Consider the following 18,667-nt stretch of genomic DNA (forward strand, 5'->3'; position numbering starts at 1 on the left):
TTTCTTCATTTCCTCCTATTACCATCAGTCGATGACGCGAACGCCTTCAACCAGGATGTTGATTTTTTCAATTTCCATTCCGGTGAACTCTTCCACCTTGTATTTCACATTATTGATCAGGTTATCTGTTACGGCAGAAATACTGACTCCGTAAGAAACAATCACGTGGAAATCCAGGGAAATTTTATTTTCCGAAATCGATACATTGATTCCGTGTGTCAGACTCTCTTTTTTCAGAAGTTTGACCAGTCCATCTTTCATGTTTACCGCTGCCATTCCGACAATGCCGAAGCACTCCACAGCAACGCTGCCCGCATACAGGGCGATTACATCCGGATTGATTACGATTTCTCCCAAGCCTGTATTCATACGACCTTTCATGCCTTGTATCCTCCAATTCCATCATACTATTCAAAACACATGGAGACAGGAATAACTGACTCCACTCTACGATACATTATAACCGCTTTTCCGCAAAAAAGAAAGTTTAAAATGAAAAACCTTCAAAATTCATATAATTTTTTCATTTTTTACTTGCAAAACCGGTATAGATCTGTTAGAATGACTTATGTTGTGAGTCTAAAATGCGTTTTGACTCAAGTACGTATGTCAAGGAGGTGCAATCATGGCAAAGTGTGCAATTTGTGAGAAGGGTGCTCATTTCGGAAACAACGTAAGTCATTCACATAGAAGAAGCAATAAAATGTGGAAATCTAACGTAAAATCTGTCAAAGTTAAAGTTGACGGTGTACCGCAGAAAATGTACGTATGTACTTCCTGCTTAAGATCCGGAAAAGTAGAGCGTGCATAAGTTGAATGGTTAAAAGGCCTTTCCAGTCCGGGAAGGCTTTTTTGCTGTTTAAAAATAGAATTAAGATTTTAAAAAAAGTTCTGGGAAGAGCAAACAGGACATAAGTTTTCGCTTATGCCCTGTTGTGCTCTATTTTTTATATTTTAAAAGGGAGAAAAAAATAGCGTGGTCTCTTAAGCTGAACCTGCCAACGATCCATATGCTTAGCAAAAGAAAAAGAGCATCCTACCGAAACTTTCATTCTGGTAAGACGCCCTCGTCTTGATCTATGATATTAGTATAGTTGGCTGATTCATTTAAGATGGACTTATTATAGCGCAGCTTTCTTCATTTTGCAAGTATTTCTCTGTACAAATCAGCCAGTTCATTTCCGATCTTTTTGTGCATCTTTCACTATTCCCCTGTATTGCAGAACAGATGATATCCCACGCACAGCAGCAGAGCGGCCGCAAGAACCGTAAGAAATGAGCTGCGGATCATCAGGCTGATGAGAAGCCCGACCCCCATCCAAAACAGCAGAAAACCTAAAATTCTGCACAAACGAGCTTACTCCTTATCCGCCTCTTGGTTTATTATATGCTCTACTTTCTCTGCGGTATACCCGTCCTCTTCCTTTTTGCCGGTAAAGCGGCTGATCAGATCCGGAGCCATGTCAATGATTTTGGTCACAGCATCCTGGTTTTTGATGTTGACCAGACGCGTTCCGTTTTTGCTGATGACAAGAACGGCGCTCGGAGAAATTTTTCCGCCCATACCGCCTCCTGCATTGTTCTTTGCATTTTCTGCGAATGCACCCGCTCCCACGCCGAAGGAAACGTCTACCAGCGGCAGAAGAATCGTATCATCAATGTGGATCGCCTCACCTACGACCGTCTTTGTTGTGATAAAACTGTCCATTCCGCGGAACAGTGCTTCTACGGTATTCTGAAATGTGTTGTCCTTTTCTGCCATCTTTTAGGCCTCCTTGTGTTTGAAATGTCGTATGGTTTTCCGAAGATTCTGATCCCGGAATAATCGAAGTGCAATGCCGGCTGCTGTCACAGCCTGAAAACTTCCTTTCATCCGGACATCGCCCTGGAGAATTTCCTGTTCGAAATCCGGCTGGATGGAAAGGTCTTTCGGCAGTTTTCCATAAATCATACCCAGAATGCCGAGTGTCTCTCCGGTCAGTGCCGGATCGTTAAATCCGAACCGGACTGTGCCGGTTACTTTTTTCGGTGCTGCTTTCTTCAGGAAATAAAGCACTTCTTTCTTTGCATGGAGCAGCGCCTCACGGAACATCTTCGAACGGAAGAATTTTTTCACACTCTCCCACTTTCTTTTTAACCGTCTGCCTGCCTGGATTTTCTGCTCCAGTTTTTCAAGCAGACGGAACGGAAGTTCCAACAGCCGGAAAGCTGTCTGCAGCAGACGGCTGGCAAGATTCAGCAGTTTTTCCGGAAGATATTCGATCCTTCCGAAAAACCGTTCCAGAATGCTTTTTTTCGGCGCATCCGGTTCCTGCTCTTGCTCTGGCTGCTCCTTCTGTGCTGTCACCTTCTGCTGCTTTTCTTTCTGGTCCGGTGCTTTCTGCTCTGCTGTTTTTTCTGCTTCCAGCGCATTTTCTGTCTCATTTTCCTCCGTCCGGGGCACGGACGCTTCTCCCCGGCGGATCTTTTTCAGCCGCCGTTTCCATGTTTCCAGTGATGCCCCGAAAAGCAGAATCTGCGCCTCCGGCTTCTGTTCCTCATACGAGGCCGTCAGCGCGACAGCTCCGAAAAGCCACGATACTCTTCCGCTCGCTTTTACGCAGGCAAATCCCTCTTCTTCTTTCAGAACCTGCGCCCGGTAGCAAAAAGGAAGAAACAGGACGGTGCAGACGATAAGAAGCACGAGAAACAGTAAAACAAGGAGTAAAATCCCCAGTGCCTTCAAAATCATGAATAGTATATGTATCATTCACATCCCTCAATCCGGTTCAGCAGCCATTCCCGGATTTTTACTTCTCCGGTTTCCCGATAAGTTTCCAATGCGATCGCCTCCACAAGCTCAAAAGCTTCCTCGCGCGACACGGCAAGTCCGACAATCATCGGACAGTTTCTCCGCACGGCCGGCTGCAAAAGCAGATCCGCCGGAATTACATCCAGATTGTTCTGCTGATTGGAAGGCAGTGTGAGGAGCCAGACTCCCGGAACTGCTTTTTTGTTCTCAATCCGGCGCATCCATTTTTTCTGTTTCTTTTTTGCAGTATCCCCGACGTACAGATTTTTATACCAGTTTACCATATTTTCCCTGAGCCTGTGGCTGAACCTTCCATAAATTTGCTCTCTTCAGTTCCAGATACTCCTGATAGGCCTTTTCCAGAATCTGCCGTTCATTGGAAAACTTCAGCAGATGATATGCTTCGTGATACTTGTAATAGCCCGAATCCACAAAGTATTCTTCTCTCTGTGGACGGCTGTAGTAGCCGGATGAGACCATCAGATACCAGTGCACCTCTTTTTCCACGGTGTCCTCCGGAATGCTGAAGCTGTACTGGCTTTTTCCCACGTACTTGATGATGGTGCCGTGTACGCCGGACTCCTCATATACCTCGCGGACAGCAGTCTGTTCATGGGTTTCTCCCGGCTCAACGGTTCCTTTCGGCAGAACCCAGCCTTCATATTTGTTGCGGTAGCTTTTGTAAAGCGTCAATATTTTTCCACGGTAGATTACGATACCTCCGCAGCTTACTGCTTCGATCATACGTTTTAAGCTCCTTCTGGCTTTTTCCATTCCCTGACAGCTCTTTTCTTCCCGCTTGCCGCCAGATCTTCTGTTAAAAAGTATACCTCTTTTCCCGCCCCCGCGCAACCTTAAAACCGCATCCTTTTTCTAACATTTTTCTAAAAATTCAGAAAACGCGCCCGAACCCATCCTTTCCGGTTCGAACGCGTTTTTTTCATCGTTTACTGCTGTGCATAATATGCTTCAATTACCTGTCTTGCAATCGGTACAGCGACTTCACTCGAATATCCGCCGTTTTCTGCCACAACAGCAATGACAATATCAGGATCATCCGCATTGGAGAATCCGACAAACCAGGAATGCGGTGTCTCTCCGTCGCTTCCGTGTTCTGCGGTTCCTGTTTTACCGGCGATATTGTACGGCAGATCCGAAAGTGAAACTGCAGTTCCGCTCTGGACAACGCCTTTCATCAGCTCTGTCAGCGTATTGGCTTCGCTCTCGGACATTACCGTGCCAAGAGACTCTTTGTAAAAGGTTTTGACTGCCTGTCCGTCCGCAGACACAATGTTGTCCACATAACGCGGTTTGATCATTTCTCCGTCATTTGCAACCGCGGAGGCGATCAGTGCCATCTCCATCGGTGTTACCAGCGTATCACCCTGGCCAATGGAGGTCTGCATCACAAGAGCATCCGCCGTTGTCGAATCAAGGTCGAAAGAACTTTTGCTGGTCGGAAGCTCCAGATCCAGACGGCTGTTCAGATACAGGGAATCCGCCAGCGAGCGGAAGGCATCTTTATCCAGCCCAAGGCCAATCTGTGCAAAGGCAGAGTTGCACGAATGTGCAAACGCACCTGCAAAATCTTCCGGTCCATGCACTTCACCGCCAGAGCAGTGAATCGTATAGTTTCCTGCTGTCAGCTCACCGTCACAGTCGAACGAAAAACCGTCCAGTGTGCCGTTCTGACGGAGATACGCAAGCGAAGTAACAATCTTGAACGTAGATCCCGGCGGATATCTTCCCTGCAGACCGCGGTTCAGAAACACGCCGCTCTCATCGTCTGCGTTCAGTGCCTCCCAGTCCTCTTCAATCGTATTAGGATTAAAAACCGGATTGCTCACATTGGCAAGTACACGGCCCGTTTTTGCCTCCAGCACGACAACTGCACCGCGGTATCCGTCCAGTGCATCGGCCGCGGCCTGCTGGAGTGTTGTATTCAGCGTTGTATAGAGACTGTCTCCCGGGTTCTTCGCATCGCTGAATTCATTCTTTACCTGCTTTAACTTACTTGTATGGGACTCCATCAGCATATAGTTGTAGGAAGATTCGAGGCCGCTGTTTCCTTTTCCCGTGTAGCCAACCACCTGCGCAAACAGGCTGCCGAACGGATACGTTCTTACCTCATCCCCGTTTTCATCTGTCGTCGTCTTTGCCAGTTCCTGGCCGTCCGCAGAATAGATTGTTCCGCGGATCACGCGCTCTGCATAGTTATTCTGTCTCGTATTGTAAGAACTATTCAGAAATTCTTCTTTCCGCACGACATTAAAGTAAACGAGATACGCGATCAGCCCAAGAAACATGGCCACGAACAGGAACGAAACGATCAGATACGGCCCTGCGCCGTTGTTTGCCGCCTTACCAGTGGAGGCTGTTCTCGGTCTGCTCTTCGATCCGCCGTTCGAATTCATCCGGCTGCTCGCGGTACTTCTGGCGGGTTCCCTGTCCGTCGTTCCGGCTGCCGCTCTTCTTTCGTCTTTCGGTCTCTTCGTCCGGGCGTCGTTTTTTCTTGGCGCCTGGGTCGTTTTTCTGCTGGTTTCGTTTCTTCTTGTTTTGTCTTTTCTCAAGCTCCTCACCTTCGTCTTCCCTTAAGATGTACAATCCCTGAATGATCGACAGCATCAGCACCGTGGAGAACATAGAGCTTCCTCCATAGCTGACCAGCGGCAGCGTGATACCTGTCATAGGAATAAATTTAATGGTTCCTCCGATAGTGAGGAACACCTGTGTCGCATATTCCGTTCCAAGACCCATGGCAATCAGTTTGTAGAACCGTTTGCTCATCTTCATGGAAATATTGATAATCAGAAGGAATGTGGACATGCACAGCAGAATCAGGCAGATTCCGAAGATAATGCCCATCTCCTCACAGATCGCACAGAAAATAAAGTCTTTCGTTGCAACCGGGATAATGTCAGGCCGTCCCTCGAAAAGGCCGGTTCCGAACCATCCGCCGGAGCACATGCCGAAGAGTCCCTGTGCTAACTGGCTGCTGATATCCCAGTTTCCGATCGGATCCTGCCAGAGTGCCACACGGTTCCGTACATGGGAAAACAGGAAATACGCCACAACGCAGGCGGCACTCATTCCCGCAAGTCCCAAAAGCGGATATCTGGCTTTTCTCGTTGCCACATAGATTACAACCACGTACGCCATAAAGAAGACGAACGCAGTTCCAAGGTCGGTGGATGCAACAAGGATCAGCACATGAACTGCCGCAACGACCGTTGCTTTCACAACGTTTCCAAAGGAATTATCCTCGCGCAGCATGCCTGCCATAAAGAACACGAGTGTGATCTTGGCAATCTCGGAGAGCTGGAACGTAATGCCGTGGATTTCGATCGACAGCTTCGCACCGCCGGAAGTAAAGCCAAGCACCATAACGACGGAAAGCATGGCAATTCCGAGCACAGCGTAAATCCAGGTCAGATTTTTCAGAAACTTGCCCTTTCGGACAATGACCGGAATGATGAAGCAGAGCAGTGTGGATGCCGCCAGAATTTTGTACTGGGACATCGCCTTTGACACGCTCAGTCTCGTCAGAATAATCATGCTGATCGAGAGCAGCATACACATGTTGTTTACCAGGATCATCGATGCCTTCCGGTAAATCAGGCGGTACAGGATCTGTACGCCCAGGATATACGCCATCGTGAGCAGAAACATCTGAATCGTTGATACTTCGCCTTCCTGCAGGAACATCACGAAGAAACAGATGAAATTCATCAGAATGATCATGATGATCTGCCGCATCAGAATGTAATGGCGCTCATCCTCATCCCGCTCTTTGAGTGCAGCAAACGACTGCACGGTAAAACAGATCATGAGGAAGGTAATCACATATTTTGATAACTGAACAATGGTATTTTCCATAAATTCCCCTTATTTTTTCTCACCGTTTACTCTACTTTCCGGCGGAAATGGCCTTTGGTATATTCCTGTTCGGCCGGAACTGCGATTCCTTTACAGTACGTTCCAGCAAACGCAGCGGCGATTTCTTTTGTCTCCTCCAGTGTCTCGATGGTAAAATTCAGCCGCACCGCAGCCGGATGCATGGACCGGATCTCATCGGCTTCTTTTACCAGGCCGAGCGGAAGGCTGTTGTAGATCACACTGTAGCACGAGGTGCAGTAACTCTTCACCGGGAAGTATTTTCCCATCCGGTCTTTTAAGCGTACCAGAGAATAACTGTGATTGCAGCCGTTCAGGTTCTTCTGGACACACTGGGCGGAAACCATCATCGGAAGGTAGCCGTAGACCACCATTTCGCTGTTCGTATTGTCACGTTTTCCGATTTCCCGCTCGTTCAGCTCATACGGAACGGTATCACGCTGCACGCCCTGCTCCTGCCAGAATGCCTGCGCACGGCTGTTGTACGTGTAAACGCTGTAATCGAGCCGGATATCCTTTTCCATTCCCATCTCTTTCAAAAATGAAAAGCTTTCGAGATTGCGGATCAGGAAACCGCCAAGACCGATCTCCTTCAGACAGCGGAACATGTCACGGTATTCCTTCAGATCGCCTTCACGCACAACGTGCGGCAGCATCAGATAAACCTGTTTTCCCAGTTCTTTCGCCTGCAGGATTCCTTTTTCCGCCTGTTCTTCGAAGATTTCCCGTTTGAAGCATCCCATGCCGGCGTAGATCGTCGTGATCTCCGGAATCTCGAGCAGCGCATTCCACTGGGCTCTCGTCTCGGCAGATGCGGTCAGCTCCATTTTCTTTTCTGCCCTGTTCTCCTGGTCCGGTTTTCCAGATGCTTTTGCTTCCTGTTCCGGCTTTTCCGCTGCTTTTCTGCGGTATGGCTCTGTCATCTCTTTCACCAGCTGGTCCGAAACGCCTCTCCGCAGCTCGTTTAACGTCTGCATCGGCACGAAACAGTTGTCATCCATACAGACATCGAGTTCTTTGAAATAGAATGGTGTCTCGCCTGTCTTTTCCAGCTGTGTTTTTACGCGTTCCTCTGTCAGCGGCTGCTTCTTTGCCGGTTCTACCATGCCCGCCTCTGCTGTTACGCTGTATTTTCCGCTTTCTGCACTTAAGAACGCCGGCTGGCCCGGATACAGGGTCAGAAAGCCGGAAATCGGCTCTTTTGCCTCAGTCTCGATATAATCTCTCTGGATCTCATAAAAGAGCTGCTCATTTCTGCGCTGTTTCTTTTTATTTTCCTGCTCTTTTTCGTTCTTCAGCGCCATCATATCGCGTCCGTTTCTTACGGTATAATAGCTTTTGTTGAAACCGTCACGGTTATACAGCTCATACAGCTTTTTCATGTCCTCCGGCAGAACGTGGAAACGGGACGGCTTTTTTTCGTACAGATCGAGGTATTTGCGGTAAATGCTGACAACGCCCGCTGTATACTCCGGCTTTTTCATTCTGCCTTCGATTTTGAGGGACATAATCCCGGATTTTACAATCTCCGGCAGCAGTTCTACCGTACACATATCCTTCGGGCTTAACGGATAGCGGTCGCCCGGCTCCCCCATGCGGTGGTTGTCTTTATCGTACGCTTCGTACGGCAGACGGCACGGCTGCGCGCATCTTCCGCGGTTTCCGCTTCTCCCGCCGATCAGGCTGGAAAAAAGGCACTGTCCCGAATAGCAGTAGCAGAGCGCCCCGTGGACGAAGCATTCAATTTCAAGGTTGGTCGTCCGGTGGATTTTCTGGATCTCCGCAAACGAAAGCTCACGGGCTGGTACCACACGCGTCGCGCCAAGGCTCTCCAGGAAACGCGCTCCCGCAGATCCTGTCACTGTCATCTGTGTGCTCGCATGAATGTCGAGATCCGGGAACCAGGAGCGGACCGCCTTTAAAACGCCCATATCCTGGACAATCACGGCATCCAGTCCCTGCTCATAGTACGGACGCAGATACGGATACAGTTTCTCTTCCAGTTCCTCCTCTTTTAAGAGGGTGTTGACCGTCAGATACAGTTTCCGGTTCCGCAGATGGACGTAATCGATGGCTGAGAGAATCTCCTGCTCATCCAGATTTTTTGCATACGCTCTTGCGCCGAATGCGGCTCCGCCGAGATAGACGGCATCCGCACCGGCGGAAACCGCCGCTTTTAACGCTTCCATCGAACCGGCTGGTGCTAATAATTCTGTCTTCATCTTTATCTCCTAAAAACGGGCGATTACCTGTTCCGCAATCCCCCGTTTTTCCTTCTTTTACGCTTTTAATAAATCTTCCAGATCCTTATTTGCCTTATCAAGCTGCCGCTGCAGTTCTTCCATCTCGCCGCGCACATGTTCCAGCTCGATTCGTTTCTCTTCCAGCTCTTTTTTCAGATCGCCGACCTGGATTTCCGCTGCGATCAGATCGTGCTTCATATCGTAGGTTTCCCGGTCTTTGGCTTCCATATCCTCTTCGAGGGTATCTACCTGGCTTTTTGCTTTGAAATAGTCGTCTGCAATGTTCAGTGCAAGCAGTGTGTGCTTCGTATCCACCGACAGGCGGTTGTATCCGGCTGACTGGGAAAGTTCGCTGATCTTCTGATTCAGATAAGCAGCTACTTTCTGCAGATATTCCGGGCTCTCATAGCCTCCCAGTGTGATAATTTTTCCATCTATTAAAACCTGTGTTGTATTTTTTACAGCCATTCTTTTGCTTTTCCTCCACTGAATTTAACCGGACCAAACTTCCGGCTAATATAACCTATCATATACCGAAAATGGAAGAAAAACAACCTTTTTCTGCAAAAAGCGACAGAAAATGAAAGATTCAGGGCTTTTACTCTTCGATCTTACGCGGTGCCTCCAGCCCCAGGTGGTGCCAGGCAAATTCCGTTGCCACTCTTCCGCGCGGAGTGCGGTTGATAAATCCGGATTTGATCAGGAACGGCTCGTAGACATCTTCGATGGTGCCGGCATCTTCTCCAATCGATGCTGCCAGGGTATCGAGTCCCACCGGACCGCCCTGGAACTTTTCCATAATGGTGGTAAGAAGCAGCCGGTCAGTCTGATCCAGTCCGTAACGGTCTACTTCCAGCAGATCGAGAGCAAATGATGCGACCTCTTTTGTGATTCTTCCATCGTATTTCACCTGGGCAAAGTCGCGGACACGCTTTAAAATCCGGTTTGCCAGACGCGGTGTTCCCCTGGAACGGCGCGCCATCTCAAGCGCTCCCTGCGGGTCCACCTCCACATTCAGTACTTTTGAGGAGTGCAGGATAATGTTGGCCAATTCTTCCTCCGTGTAAAATTCCAGATGGTGGATGACACCGAACCGGTCGCGGAGCGGGGCAGTCAAAAGACCTGCACGCGTTGTTGCGCCGACCAGCGTAAACTTCGGCAGATCCAGGCGGATCGAGCGCGCCGAAGAGCCTTTTCCGATCATGATATCAATCGCAAAATCCTCCATCGCTGGGTAAAGAACCTCCTCGACCTGGCGGTTCAGGCGGTGGATCTCATCAACAAACAGGACGTCGCCCTCCTGCAGATTGTTGAGGATCGCTGCCATCTCACCCGGTTTTTCGATCGCCGGGCCGCTCGTTACCTTCATATGGGTTCCCATCTCATTTGCAATGATGCCCGCCAGCGTTGTTTTTCCAAGTCCCGGAGGGCCGTAAAACAGCACATGATCGAGAACATCACTTCGCTGTTTTGCTGCTTCAATATATACTTTCAGGTTCTTTTTCGTCTTTTCCTGTCCGATGTAGTCGTCCAGGTGCTGGGGACGGAGCGAACCTTCGATTTTCACGTCCTCCTCGAGAACGTCAGTTGTGATAATTCTTCTTTCCATCGTTATAAGGTTTCCTTCTTCCACAATTTAGGACCATCTGCTAAAACATATGCTTCAATGCCGCTTTCAGCACAGCCTCGCTGTCCATGCCTTCGGTGATTTCGACTTTCTTTACTGCCTGCAGTGCTTCCGTTCCGGAGTAGCCAAGCGCAGTCAGCGCCTGTACCGCATCCTGGAAGGCATCCGGTTCGCCTGTCTGCCGTACCGCCGCAGCCGCCTGATTTCCTGCCAGCTTCTGCTCGAACGCTTCCTGCAGGTCGAATTTGTCTTTTAATTCCAGAATCAGCTTCTGCGCGGTCTTCTTTCCGATGCCCGGTGTTTTGGCAATCGCCTGGACATCTTCCGAGAGGACGGCAAAGCGCAGATTGTCTGCAGTAAGCGTGGACAGCACCGCAAGCGCCGCTTTTGGTCCGATGCCGCTTACGCCGATCAGCATACGGTATATTTCAAGATCTTCGCGGGACAGAAAGCCGAATAGGGAAATTCCGTCTTCCCGCACACTCATATGTGTATATATCTTTAACTCTTCTCCCTCCCGGATGCCTGCGTCGAACATACTCGCTGGAATATTCAGCTCATAGCCGATTCCATGGCTTTCGAGAATCATTTTTCCTTCCGAAAGAGAATCTACAGTTCCTTTGATAAATGCAATCATGTTTTTCCTCCAAAGCGCCGTTTTCTTTTTTCGAAAGCGAACGCACATTCTATTATAGCAGAACTTTTCTCATCACGCAACGATTAGTCGCTGTCTTTCTTGCATGTCAGATTTTTTCGTCTTATAATATCTTTAGATTCAAAAAAGTTTTTCAAAGGAGACAAAAAACCTTATGCAGATCATAGATTCTACCCCCGCTGCTCTCTCTGCCAATCTTCAGATGTATCTGAGAAACGGCGATGTCTTTTTCGATATTGAGACGACCGGCCTTTCCTGGCGTACCTCGCATCTCTATCTGATTGGTGCGCTGTTCTTTGACCCGGCCGCGGATGCTTTCACACTGCGCCAGTGGTTTCTTGATCGACCGACCGAAGAAAAAGAGATGCTTGTCTCTTTTTTCACGTTTCTTTCCGACGTGAAGCAGCTGGTGCATTTTAATGGAACGACATTTGATCTTCCTTACCTCACACACAAAGCACTGTTTTATCAGATGGAAGATCCGCTTTCGTCAATCGCATCCCTGGATCTTTATCAGGCACTCCGCCCGTTTCAGTCAATCCTGGGACTTTCTTCAATGAAACAGAAAAATGTGGAACAGTATCTCTCATTCCCACGGAAGGATCAACTTAACGGAAAACAGTTGATTTCTGTTTACCACGACTATCTTCAGACACTGGATGAAAAGAAACTGGAACTGCTTTTCCTTCACAATTATGAGGATGTCCTCGGCATGGGTTCTGTCCTGGAACTGCTCGCGCTTCCTGCCCTGTTTCACGGCGATTTTTCTGTCCAGTCGTGTCGTTTTACCGGACAGACACTGGAAGTTTCACTGCAGCCCGAGTGGGAAGTTCCGGTTTTCCTCTCCCGTGTCTGCGCGGATGGTTCTCTTACAGCCTTTGGTTCACGGGTTTCTCTCTCCCTGCAGACGCATACGGCGGAGCTGAAATATTTCTTCCCGGACTATAAGAATTACTATTATCTTCCGCTGGAGGATCAGGCTGTTCACAAGAGCGTTGGCGCGTTTGTCGATCCGGAACACCGTCAGAAAGCAAAGGCTGCCAACTGCTATCAGCGGCGGACCGGTACATTTCTTCCGCAGCAGAAAGAGTTTTTCACCCCGGCCTTCCGCGAGAACTTCAAAAGCCGCCCTTACTATTTTGAGTGGTCTGATGCCTTTTTTTCGCAGGAAGATCTCCTGAAAGAGTATCTCTGCTCCGAGCTTCAGCTCTTTTTCAAAGACGATAGCAAAACCAGAAAATAAAACAGCCGTACACGTTTTTGCATGCACGGCCGTTTTTCCGGGACTGTCCTTTCCAAGCAGTCCTTTATTTTTTCTCTTCTTTCTCTTCTACCTTTTTTTCTTCCTTTTTCAGAGAAGCATGATGCGTTCCCTGCAGATGCGGATAGGCGCGCAGATAACGTTTCGTTGTCAGGCGCATCAGCCAGTTGGTCGGAAGCTGCGGTTTTGTCATCTGGTCAAAGCGCTCCAGCAGCTCTTTAAGATCCGGCATCTTATCGCTGCGCACATCAAATCCAAGTGCCGCAAACCGTTCTTTCTGCTCTGCTCCGAACTCGGTCAGGCGTTCCTTCTGCTCTGCTCCGAACTCCATCAGGCGGTTCTTCGACTCGAAAAGCGGATTTCTTCTTCCCTCAGCTTCTTTCCGCTCCTTCTCCAGCTTCTGCATCTGCTCCATTGCCTCAGACAGTGTCTGGCGCTTCTCGGCCAGATATTCTTTCATCTTATCTCTGGAATACTCTGCACGATACTGCTGTACTTTCGCATTCATCTCCTCGGCAAGCTGGTTAAAGCGGGATTTCTGCAGATATTTCAGAAATTCTCCCCACGTTTTCTCCAGACTGCGCATCTTCTGTCCCAGCTGGAATGCTGCGGCTGCGGAAAATCCAAAATCTACCAGATAGCAGACGGTAACAACGGAAACAATGATCTCTCCTGTAGTATCCGAAACAAGATTCACTACTTTCACGGCAATCGGCTGCAGAATATAAAACAGCCCCAGTGTAAAGAATCCCCAGGCAATCGAACTGCTGAGGCAGATCTTTCCCTGAAAATTAAACTTCTGATTGCTGTAGTCCCACCAGTGCGCATGAAAAATGGTCTCCATCAGCACGCCGGTTACATATTCCAGAACCGTCGCTACAATGACACCTCCGAAATACAGTGCCCAGACGTTCGCTTCAAACGGGCGCAGGATCAAGTATACCATAACAGCGCCGGTGCCGTACAGTGTCAGCAGCGGACCATTGACAAAACCGCGGTTGACCAGTTTTTTCTGCCGGATCGATACATAGGAACTCTCCCAGATCCATCCGCAGAAGCTGTACAGCCAGAACCATGCTAGAACGTGGTACAGATCCACACCCAGAATCTTCGTCTCCCACATAAACTTTCATCCCCTTTTTCTTTTCTGGTGCCAAAAACAGGATGATAAGAAAATACCGCAGGCAACAGGTTTCCTGTCTGTTCAGGAAACCCGGTTGTCTACGGCATTCTAATCATCCAACTGCAGCACCTGCAAGTTAAATTATTCTTACTCTTCTACTGGCTCTTCGTTTTCCAGAGCTTTCATGCTCAGAGAGATTTTTTTGTCTTCCTCGTTGAAATCAACTACTTTTGCAGTGATTTCCTGTCCGATTTTCAGTGCATCAGACGGTTTCTCAACGTGCTCTCTGGAGATCTGGGAAACATGAAGCAGAGCATCTACGCCCGGCTCAAGCTCAACGAATGCACCAAAGTCAGTCATACGGGCAACACAGCCTTCTACTACGTTGCCTACAGCGTATTTATCAGCAGCGTTCAGCCACGGATTCTCTTCCGGGAATTTTAAGGAAAGAGCGATCTTGTCGCCGTTGATGTCTTTGATCAGAACTTTTACAGTCTCACCAACTTTGAATACTTTTTTCGGGTTCTCTACGCGGCCCCAGGACATCTCAGAGATGTGAAGCAGTCCGTCAGCTCCGCCCAGATCGATGAATGCGCCGAAATCGGTAACATTCTTAACAGTTCCCTCTACAACATCGCCAACTGCAATGCGTGCGAACAGTTCTTCCTGCAGTTTCTTCTTCTCAGCAACGATGAGCTGTTTGCGGTCACCGATGATGCGTCTTCTTCTCGGGTTGAACTCGGTAATAACGAATTCAATTTCCTGATCTGCATATTTAGACAGATCTTTTTCATATACATCAGATACAAGGCTGGCCGGAATGAATACTCTGGTCTCCTCAACAACTACGGATAATCCTCCGTTCAGTACCTGTGTTACTTTTGCTTTCAGAACTTCATGATTCTCGAATGCTTCCTCGAGTCTCTTGTTGCCTTTTTCAGCAGCAAGTCTCTTGTAAGTAAGAAGGACCTGTCCCTCTCCATCATTTACTTTCAGAACTTTGACTTCCATTTTGTCACCTGGCTGTGCAACGGTGTGAAGATCGATGGAAGAATCGTTGGAATATTCGTTTTTGGTAAGAATACCATCGGCTTTGTATCCGATATTCAGGATAATCTGATCGTCTTTGACATCGATTACAGTACCCTCAACGACTTCTCCGTTTCTGATTGTTTTAAATGATTCATCCAGCATTTGTTCAAAACTCATTTCTGACATTTTTTGAACCTCCTCAATTATTTTATTCGGGGTGGATGCCCCAGCTGTAATACCTACGCGACCAAATGATTGAAAAGGCTTAGATTCCAAATCAACGAGTGTCTCTATAAAGTAAGTATTTTTACATTCTTCTTTACATATCTCATACAGCTTTTGCGTGTTTGAACTATGTCTGCCTCCCACGACAAACATGGCATCAACCTTCCTGGCAATTGCTCTCGCTTCCGTCTGTCTTTCCTCGGTAGCGTTGCAGATAGTCTTTAAAACAGTACTATCATAACTCTTTTTCAAAAAAATTTCAACTAAATCTTTAAATTTGTTGTAATTAAATGTCGTCTGTGCCACAATAGATATTGGTTTTCCATTTTCGGGCACAAAACTTTCCGCTTCTTCGGCGGTATGCATCACGGTAACCGGGCCGCTCGCCCATCCCATGATGCCCTGTACCTCCGGATGATCCGCGCTTCCGATGATGACGACGTGGCGGCCTTTTCTGCCCTCCTCGTCCACAATCCGGTGGATCTTCTTGACAAACGGGCACGTCGCATCTACAATCTTCATGCCGCGCGCTTCGATCTTTTCACAGACATCCCGCGACACGCCATGCGACCTGATCACAACGGTTCCGCCGGAAAGCCCCTCTAGTTCATCTTCCGAATGGATCACCTGCACGCCGCGGTTTTCGAGATCCTCCACAACCTGTTCGTTGTGAATAATCGGCCCGAAGGTGTAGACCGGCTTTTCACCGCTCTCAATTTCACGGTATACCGTATCGACCGCCCGTTTGACGCCGAAGCAGAAGCCTGCACTTTTTGCAACAGTTACTTCCATCTGTTTTTCTTCTCCTCTTTTCTCTGCCGCGTTTACATACGCTCGCGGGCAAGGCTTAAGATCTTTTCCACAACCTCATCGATCGTCATTTCAGAGCTGTCAACGAGTACGGCGTCTTCTGCCTGTACCAGCGGGGAATGCTCTCTGTGCATGTCCTGATAATCACGCTCATTGATATCTTCCTCGATTTTCGCAAGATCGGCTGTCTGTCCCTTTTCGGTCAGCTCTTTCCAGCGGCGCAGTGCGCGGACATGGGCACTTGCTGTCAGATAGACTTTCAACGGTGCGTTCGGCAGAACGGCAGTTCCGATATCGCGGCCGTCCATCACAAGATCCGTATTCTCCGCCATCTCCTGCTGCAGCTCCACGAGTTTTTTCCGTACTTCCAGATAGGCGCTTGTCGCGGATGCCATCTTTCCAGCCTCCTCGGTGCGCAGTCTTCCGGTGACATTGACGCCGTTTAAATAAACCTGCTGCTCTCCGTTTTCGTAGGAAATGGAAATTTTCACATCTTTGCAGGCTGCCTCAATTTTTTCCTGCTCTTCCGGTGCAATGCCAAGATCTGAAAAATAGATGCCCATGGCACGGTACATTGCTCCTGTATCAACGTAGACAAACGAAAGCTCCTTTGCCACACGTTTTGCGATTGTACTTTTGCCAGCGCCTGCCGGTCCGTCAATTGCAAGATTAAATCTCATCTTCTCTCTTCCTCCTGAAAATTCTAAAATCTGTGATCCATATTTTATTCCTGTTCTTCCTTTGCCCGGATCTCTTCGGCTGCAGCGTGGGCACTTGCCCAGGCAATCTGCAGATTGAAGCCGCCGGTCAGTGCATCGAGATCGAGCACTTCTCCTACGAAGTACAGACCTTCTTTTTTCTTTGCCTCCATCGTGCCCGGACGGATCTCTTTCACGGAAACACCACCCTGTGTGATAATTGCTTCACGGAAACCCCGTGTTCCGGTTACTGTAAACGGGAAATGCGTGATCAGCTCTTCAAAGTGCTGACGCTCCGCTTTCGATACGGCATTGACCTGTTTGTACGGGTCGATCCCGCCAAGAGAGAGCATCACCGGAAGCAGTTTCGCCGGGAACAGACTGTTGATCACGTTGCGGAACTGTTTGTTCCGGTTTTCCTCAAATTCACGCAGGATCCGCGCATCCAGCTGTTCTTCCGTGAGTGCCGGCTTCAGGTTCAGATATCCTTTCAGCGGCTGCTGTTCCAGTGCTTTTCCGATGTAGGAGCTCGCAGAAAGCCCCAGCGGGCCGGAAATTCCGAAATGTGTAAACAGCATCTCGCCGAATCCATCGAACAGCGTCTTTTTGCCGTTTTTAATCGTCATCGTCACATTTTTCAGGGAGAGTCCCTGCAGCTCACGGATGTACGCTTCCTCTGTTTCCAGCGGCACCAGCGCCGGGCGGAGCGGAGTGACGGCAAGTCCTGCCTTTTCTGCGAAACGGTAGCCGTCTCCATCCGATCCCGTCGTCTGGTACGACATACCGCCGGTTGCGACAACGACATCATTGTAAAAAAGCTCTTTCCCGTTTTCCAGGCGGATTCCTTTCACGCGGTCTCCTTCGAAAAGAAGCTCTTTTACTTTTGTATTCTTATGCACCTGCACATTTTTCCGTTTCAGTTCCGTCTCCAGCGCGCGGATAATATCCGAGGAGTGATCTGACTCCGGGAAGACACGGTTTCCGCGCTCCACTTTTAAGCGGACACCTGCCGCTTCGAAAAACTCCTGCACCTGGGCGCTGTCAAAGCTGTAGGCGGAGCTGTACAGAAATTTCGGGTTTGTCACCACATTCGTGAAGAACTCTTCTGTCGGGCAGTCGTTTGTCACATTGCAGCGGCCCTTTCCTGTGATAAACAGCTTCTTTCCCAGCTTTTCATTTTTTTCATAGAGATGAATCTCTGTCTTTTCGCCGGCGGCAAGCACGGCGGTCATCATTCCGGCGGCGCCTCCGCCGATTACTGCTGCTTTTCTCATGCTTTCTCCTTTACCGGCAGAGCTGCCTTTTTTCCGCCCATGGGACGTGCATCGTCCAGCCCGTTGATTTCATCGTTGCTGTAAACCTGGTACTCATCCCACAGTTTTTCCATGCTCTCAAGTGTCTTTTTCACATCCGCCTGGCGTTTCATGCAGAGCGCCACGACAAGCGCATTGATTACACTCAAAGGGGCCACCAGAGAATCAACGATCGATGCCATATCGCTCTTGGCAATCAGCGTACAGGCTGCATAAACATTCATCGGTGAATGCACACTGTCTGTGATCGTAATCACCTTCGCTTTGCGGCTGTTCGCAAATTCCAGTGCCTTCATCGTACGCATCGAATACCGCGGGAAGCTGATGCCGATCACCACATCATCCTCCGTGATGCGGATCATCTGCTCGAAAATCTCGCTGGAACTGTTTGTCTGTACCTGGCGCACATCCGGGAAAATCATATGGAAATAGAACGCCAGAAAGCTCGCAAGCGGCGCGCAGCTCCGAATGCCGACAATGTAAATTGTCCGCGCAGAAAGAATCGTATCCGCAGCGCGCTCAAAGGCGCTCCGGTCCACTTCTTCCAGCGTCATCTTGATTTTTTCAATATCCGACTGCAGAACGGTCTCCAGAATTTCTCCCTGCGGCACGCGGCCATACGTAAACTGCATCCGCTGCACTGAATTCAGACGATTCATCACCATCTCCTCCAGTGCGCGCTGGAACTCCGGATATCCCGCGTAGCCAAGCTGCATCGCAAAGCGAACCGTTGTCGATTCGCTGACGCCGACCTGCTGTCCCAGGCGCGCTGCCGTCATCGATACGGCCTGGTCATAATGTGCCGTAATAAAATCTGCCAGCCTCTTCTGTCCTTTGCTCAACTTTCCGTAATTTTGATTCAGACGAATGAGGAGATTCTCGTTCGCTGCCTTCTGCTCTTCTGAAGAAGACTGTTCTTTTTCTTTTTTCATGTTATTTTCTTCCTGATTTGTTTTTCCGATCTGCAAATGCCGTTCGGCATCCACATTTTTTCT

The 18,667-nt window shown here is 48.9% G+C and carries 19 protein-coding genes; 2 read left to right on the forward strand and 17 right to left on the reverse strand.

The window, feature by feature from the left end; all coding sequences use genetic code 11:
- Positions 1–24: 24 nt before the first annotated feature.
- Positions 25–381, reverse strand: coding sequence for an Asp23/Gls24 family envelope stress response protein (locus DXD02_RS00895; RefSeq protein ID WP_022461895.1), 357 nt, complete (start codon positions 379–381; stop codon positions 25–27).
- Between the two features lie 244 nt (positions 382–625).
- On the opposite strand from DXD02_RS00895, the gene rpmB reads away from it, so the two are divergent.
- The gene (rpmB, locus tag DXD02_RS00900; RefSeq protein ID WP_022461896.1) at positions 626–811 is read left to right on the forward strand and encodes a 50S ribosomal protein L28; all 186 of its coding nucleotides are present in this window, start codon (positions 626–628) and stop codon (positions 809–811) included.
- A 393-nt stretch (positions 812–1,204) separates the two neighbouring features.
- Here rpmB and DXD02_RS15545 read toward each other — a convergent pair whose 3' ends face one another.
- From DXD02_RS15545 to ruvA, 11 genes are all read right to left on the reverse strand, one after another.
- Positions 1,205–1,351, reverse strand: a complete 147-nt coding sequence (locus tag DXD02_RS15545) for a hypothetical protein (protein ID WP_167622772.1) — start codon at positions 1,349–1,351, stop codon at positions 1,205–1,207.
- 6 nt (positions 1,352–1,357) lie between these two features.
- The gene (locus DXD02_RS00905) at positions 1,358–1,762 is read right to left on the reverse strand and encodes a GerW family sporulation protein (RefSeq protein WP_022461897.1); all 405 of its coding nucleotides are present in this window, start codon (positions 1,760–1,762) and stop codon (positions 1,358–1,360) included.
- 3 nt (positions 1,763–1,765) lie between these two features.
- Entirely contained in the window at positions 1,766–2,749 is a 984-nt protein-coding gene (locus tag DXD02_RS00910; RefSeq protein WP_118594755.1) for a DUF2953 domain-containing protein, read from the reverse strand.
- Positions 2,746–3,075 (reverse strand): hypothetical protein, encoded by a 330-nt coding sequence (locus DXD02_RS00915; RefSeq protein WP_022461899.1) that lies wholly within the window; start codon positions 3,073–3,075, stop codon positions 2,746–2,748. The genes DXD02_RS00910 and DXD02_RS00915 overlap by 4 nt, the downstream gene beginning before the upstream one ends.
- Complete coding sequence (locus DXD02_RS00920; RefSeq protein WP_117508996.1) at positions 3,059–3,535, reverse strand: NUDIX hydrolase; 477 nt, start codon at positions 3,533–3,535, stop codon at positions 3,059–3,061. Before DXD02_RS00920 ends, DXD02_RS00915 begins: the two co-directional genes overlap by 17 nt.
- A gap of 203 nt (positions 3,536–3,738) precedes the next feature.
- Positions 3,739–5,205, reverse strand: coding sequence for a peptidoglycan D,D-transpeptidase FtsI family protein (locus DXD02_RS00925; protein WP_243106317.1), 1,467 nt, complete (start codon positions 5,203–5,205; stop codon positions 3,739–3,741).
- A complete protein-coding gene (locus DXD02_RS00930; RefSeq protein WP_117508997.1) occupies positions 5,153–6,667 on the reverse strand; it encodes an FtsW/RodA/SpoVE family cell cycle protein in 1,515 nt (504 codons plus the stop codon). Before DXD02_RS00930 ends, DXD02_RS00925 begins: the two co-directional genes overlap by 53 nt.
- 26 nt (positions 6,668–6,693) lie before the next feature.
- Complete coding sequence (locus tag DXD02_RS00935; protein WP_118666260.1) at positions 6,694–8,907, reverse strand: U32 family peptidase; 2,214 nt, start codon at positions 8,905–8,907, stop codon at positions 6,694–6,696.
- Between the two features lie 57 nt (positions 8,908–8,964).
- Positions 8,965–9,396, reverse strand: coding sequence for a cell division protein ZapA (zapA, locus tag DXD02_RS00940; protein ID WP_118666261.1), 432 nt, complete (start codon positions 9,394–9,396; stop codon positions 8,965–8,967).
- A 130-nt stretch (positions 9,397–9,526) separates the two neighbouring features.
- Positions 9,527–10,537, reverse strand: coding sequence for a Holliday junction branch migration DNA helicase RuvB (ruvB, locus tag DXD02_RS00945; RefSeq protein ID WP_022461905.1), 1,011 nt, complete (start codon positions 10,535–10,537; stop codon positions 9,527–9,529).
- Positions 10,538–10,577: 40 nt separating this feature from the next.
- The gene (ruvA, locus tag DXD02_RS00950) at positions 10,578–11,192 is read right to left on the reverse strand and encodes a Holliday junction branch migration protein RuvA (protein WP_117508999.1); all 615 of its coding nucleotides are present in this window, start codon (positions 11,190–11,192) and stop codon (positions 10,578–10,580) included.
- Between the two features lie 172 nt (positions 11,193–11,364).
- Between ruvA and DXD02_RS00955 the strand changes: the two genes are divergently transcribed.
- The gene (locus tag DXD02_RS00955; protein ID WP_118666262.1) at positions 11,365–12,453 is read left to right on the forward strand and encodes a ribonuclease H-like domain-containing protein; all 1,089 of its coding nucleotides are present in this window, start codon (positions 11,365–11,367) and stop codon (positions 12,451–12,453) included.
- A gap of 64 nt (positions 12,454–12,517) precedes the next feature.
- Here DXD02_RS00955 and DXD02_RS00960 read toward each other — a convergent pair whose 3' ends face one another.
- The 5 genes from DXD02_RS00960 to DXD02_RS00980 form a co-directional block, all read right to left on the reverse strand.
- Positions 12,518–13,594, reverse strand: coding sequence for a putative ABC transporter permease (locus tag DXD02_RS00960; protein WP_055226378.1), 1,077 nt, complete (start codon positions 13,592–13,594; stop codon positions 12,518–12,520).
- A gap of 147 nt (positions 13,595–13,741) precedes the next feature.
- On the reverse strand, positions 13,742–15,643 hold the full coding sequence (locus DXD02_RS00965) for a bifunctional 4-hydroxy-3-methylbut-2-enyl diphosphate reductase/30S ribosomal protein S1 (RefSeq protein ID WP_117509002.1): 1,902 nt from the start codon (positions 15,641–15,643) through the stop codon (positions 13,742–13,744).
- 32 nt (positions 15,644–15,675) lie between these two features.
- Positions 15,676–16,341 (reverse strand): (d)CMP kinase, encoded by a 666-nt coding sequence (cmk, locus tag DXD02_RS00970; protein WP_022462337.1) that lies wholly within the window; start codon positions 16,339–16,341, stop codon positions 15,676–15,678.
- Between the two features lie 44 nt (positions 16,342–16,385).
- Positions 16,386–17,633, reverse strand: a complete 1,248-nt coding sequence (locus DXD02_RS00975; protein ID WP_117509003.1) for an NAD(P)/FAD-dependent oxidoreductase — start codon at positions 17,631–17,633, stop codon at positions 16,386–16,388.
- Complete coding sequence (locus DXD02_RS00980) at positions 17,630–18,604, reverse strand: MurR/RpiR family transcriptional regulator (RefSeq protein WP_117509159.1); 975 nt, start codon at positions 18,602–18,604, stop codon at positions 17,630–17,632. Before DXD02_RS00980 ends, DXD02_RS00975 begins: the two co-directional genes overlap by 4 nt.
- Positions 18,605–18,667 lie beyond the last annotated feature (63 nt).

This window comes from Blautia sp. TF10-30, assembly GCF_003481245.1.
Taxonomy (GTDB): Bacteria; Bacillota; Clostridia; order Lachnospirales; family Lachnospiraceae; genus Fusicatenibacter; species Fusicatenibacter saccharivorans.

Bases quoted from the DNA above. Each gene is read 5' to 3' on its own strand.
- DXD02_RS00920 (WP_117508996.1), bottom strand. From the start codon at position 3,535: ATGATCGAAGCAGTAAGCTGCGGAGGTATCGTAATCTACCGTGGAAAA.
- DXD02_RS00955 (WP_118666262.1), top strand. From the start codon at position 11,365: ATGCAGATCATAGATTCTACCCCCGCTGCTCTCTCTGCCAATCTTCAG.
- DXD02_RS00960 (WP_055226378.1), bottom strand. From the start codon at position 13,594: ATGTGGGAGACGAAGATTCTGGGTGTGGATCTGTACCACGTTCTAGCA.
- ruvB (WP_022461905.1), bottom strand. From the start codon at position 10,537: ATGGAAAGAAGAATTATCACAACTGACGTTCTCGAGGAGGACGTGAAA.
- DXD02_RS00930 (WP_117508997.1), bottom strand. From the start codon at position 6,667: ATGGAAAATACCATTGTTCAGTTATCAAAATATGTGATTACCTTCCTC.
- DXD02_RS00910 (WP_118594755.1), bottom strand. From the start codon at position 2,749: ATGATACATATACTATTCATGATTTTGAAGGCACTGGGGATTTTACTC.
- cmk (WP_022462337.1), bottom strand. From the start codon at position 16,341: ATGAGATTTAATCTTGCAATTGACGGACCGGCAGGCGCTGGCAAAAGT.
- DXD02_RS00905 (WP_022461897.1), bottom strand. From the start codon at position 1,762: ATGGCAGAAAAGGACAACACATTTCAGAATACCGTAGAAGCACTGTTC.
- DXD02_RS00925 (WP_243106317.1), bottom strand. From the start codon at position 5,205: ATGAATTCGAACGGCGGATCGAAGAGCAGACCGAGAACAGCCTCCACT.
- rpmB (WP_022461896.1), top strand. From the start codon at position 626: ATGGCAAAGTGTGCAATTTGTGAGAAGGGTGCTCATTTCGGAAACAAC.
- DXD02_RS00915 (WP_022461899.1), bottom strand. From the start codon at position 3,075: ATGGTAAACTGGTATAAAAATCTGTACGTCGGGGATACTGCAAAAAAG.
- DXD02_RS00980 (WP_117509159.1), bottom strand. From the start codon at position 18,604: ATGAAAAAAGAAAAAGAACAGTCTTCTTCAGAAGAGCAGAAGGCAGCG.
- DXD02_RS00935 (WP_118666260.1), bottom strand. From the start codon at position 8,907: ATGAAGACAGAATTATTAGCACCAGCCGGTTCGATGGAAGCGTTAAAA.
- DXD02_RS00965 (WP_117509002.1), bottom strand. From the start codon at position 15,643: ATGGAAGTAACTGTTGCAAAAAGTGCAGGCTTCTGCTTCGGCGTCAAA.
- DXD02_RS00895 (WP_022461895.1), bottom strand. From the start codon at position 381: ATGAAAGGTCGTATGAATACAGGCTTGGGAGAAATCGTAATCAATCCG.
- DXD02_RS00975 (WP_117509003.1), bottom strand. From the start codon at position 17,633: ATGAGAAAAGCAGCAGTAATCGGCGGAGGCGCCGCCGGAATGATGACC.
- ruvA (WP_117508999.1), bottom strand. From the start codon at position 11,192: ATGATTGCATTTATCAAAGGAACTGTAGATTCTCTTTCGGAAGGAAAA.
- zapA (WP_118666261.1), bottom strand. From the start codon at position 9,396: ATGGCTGTAAAAAATACAACACAGGTTTTAATAGATGGAAAAATTATC.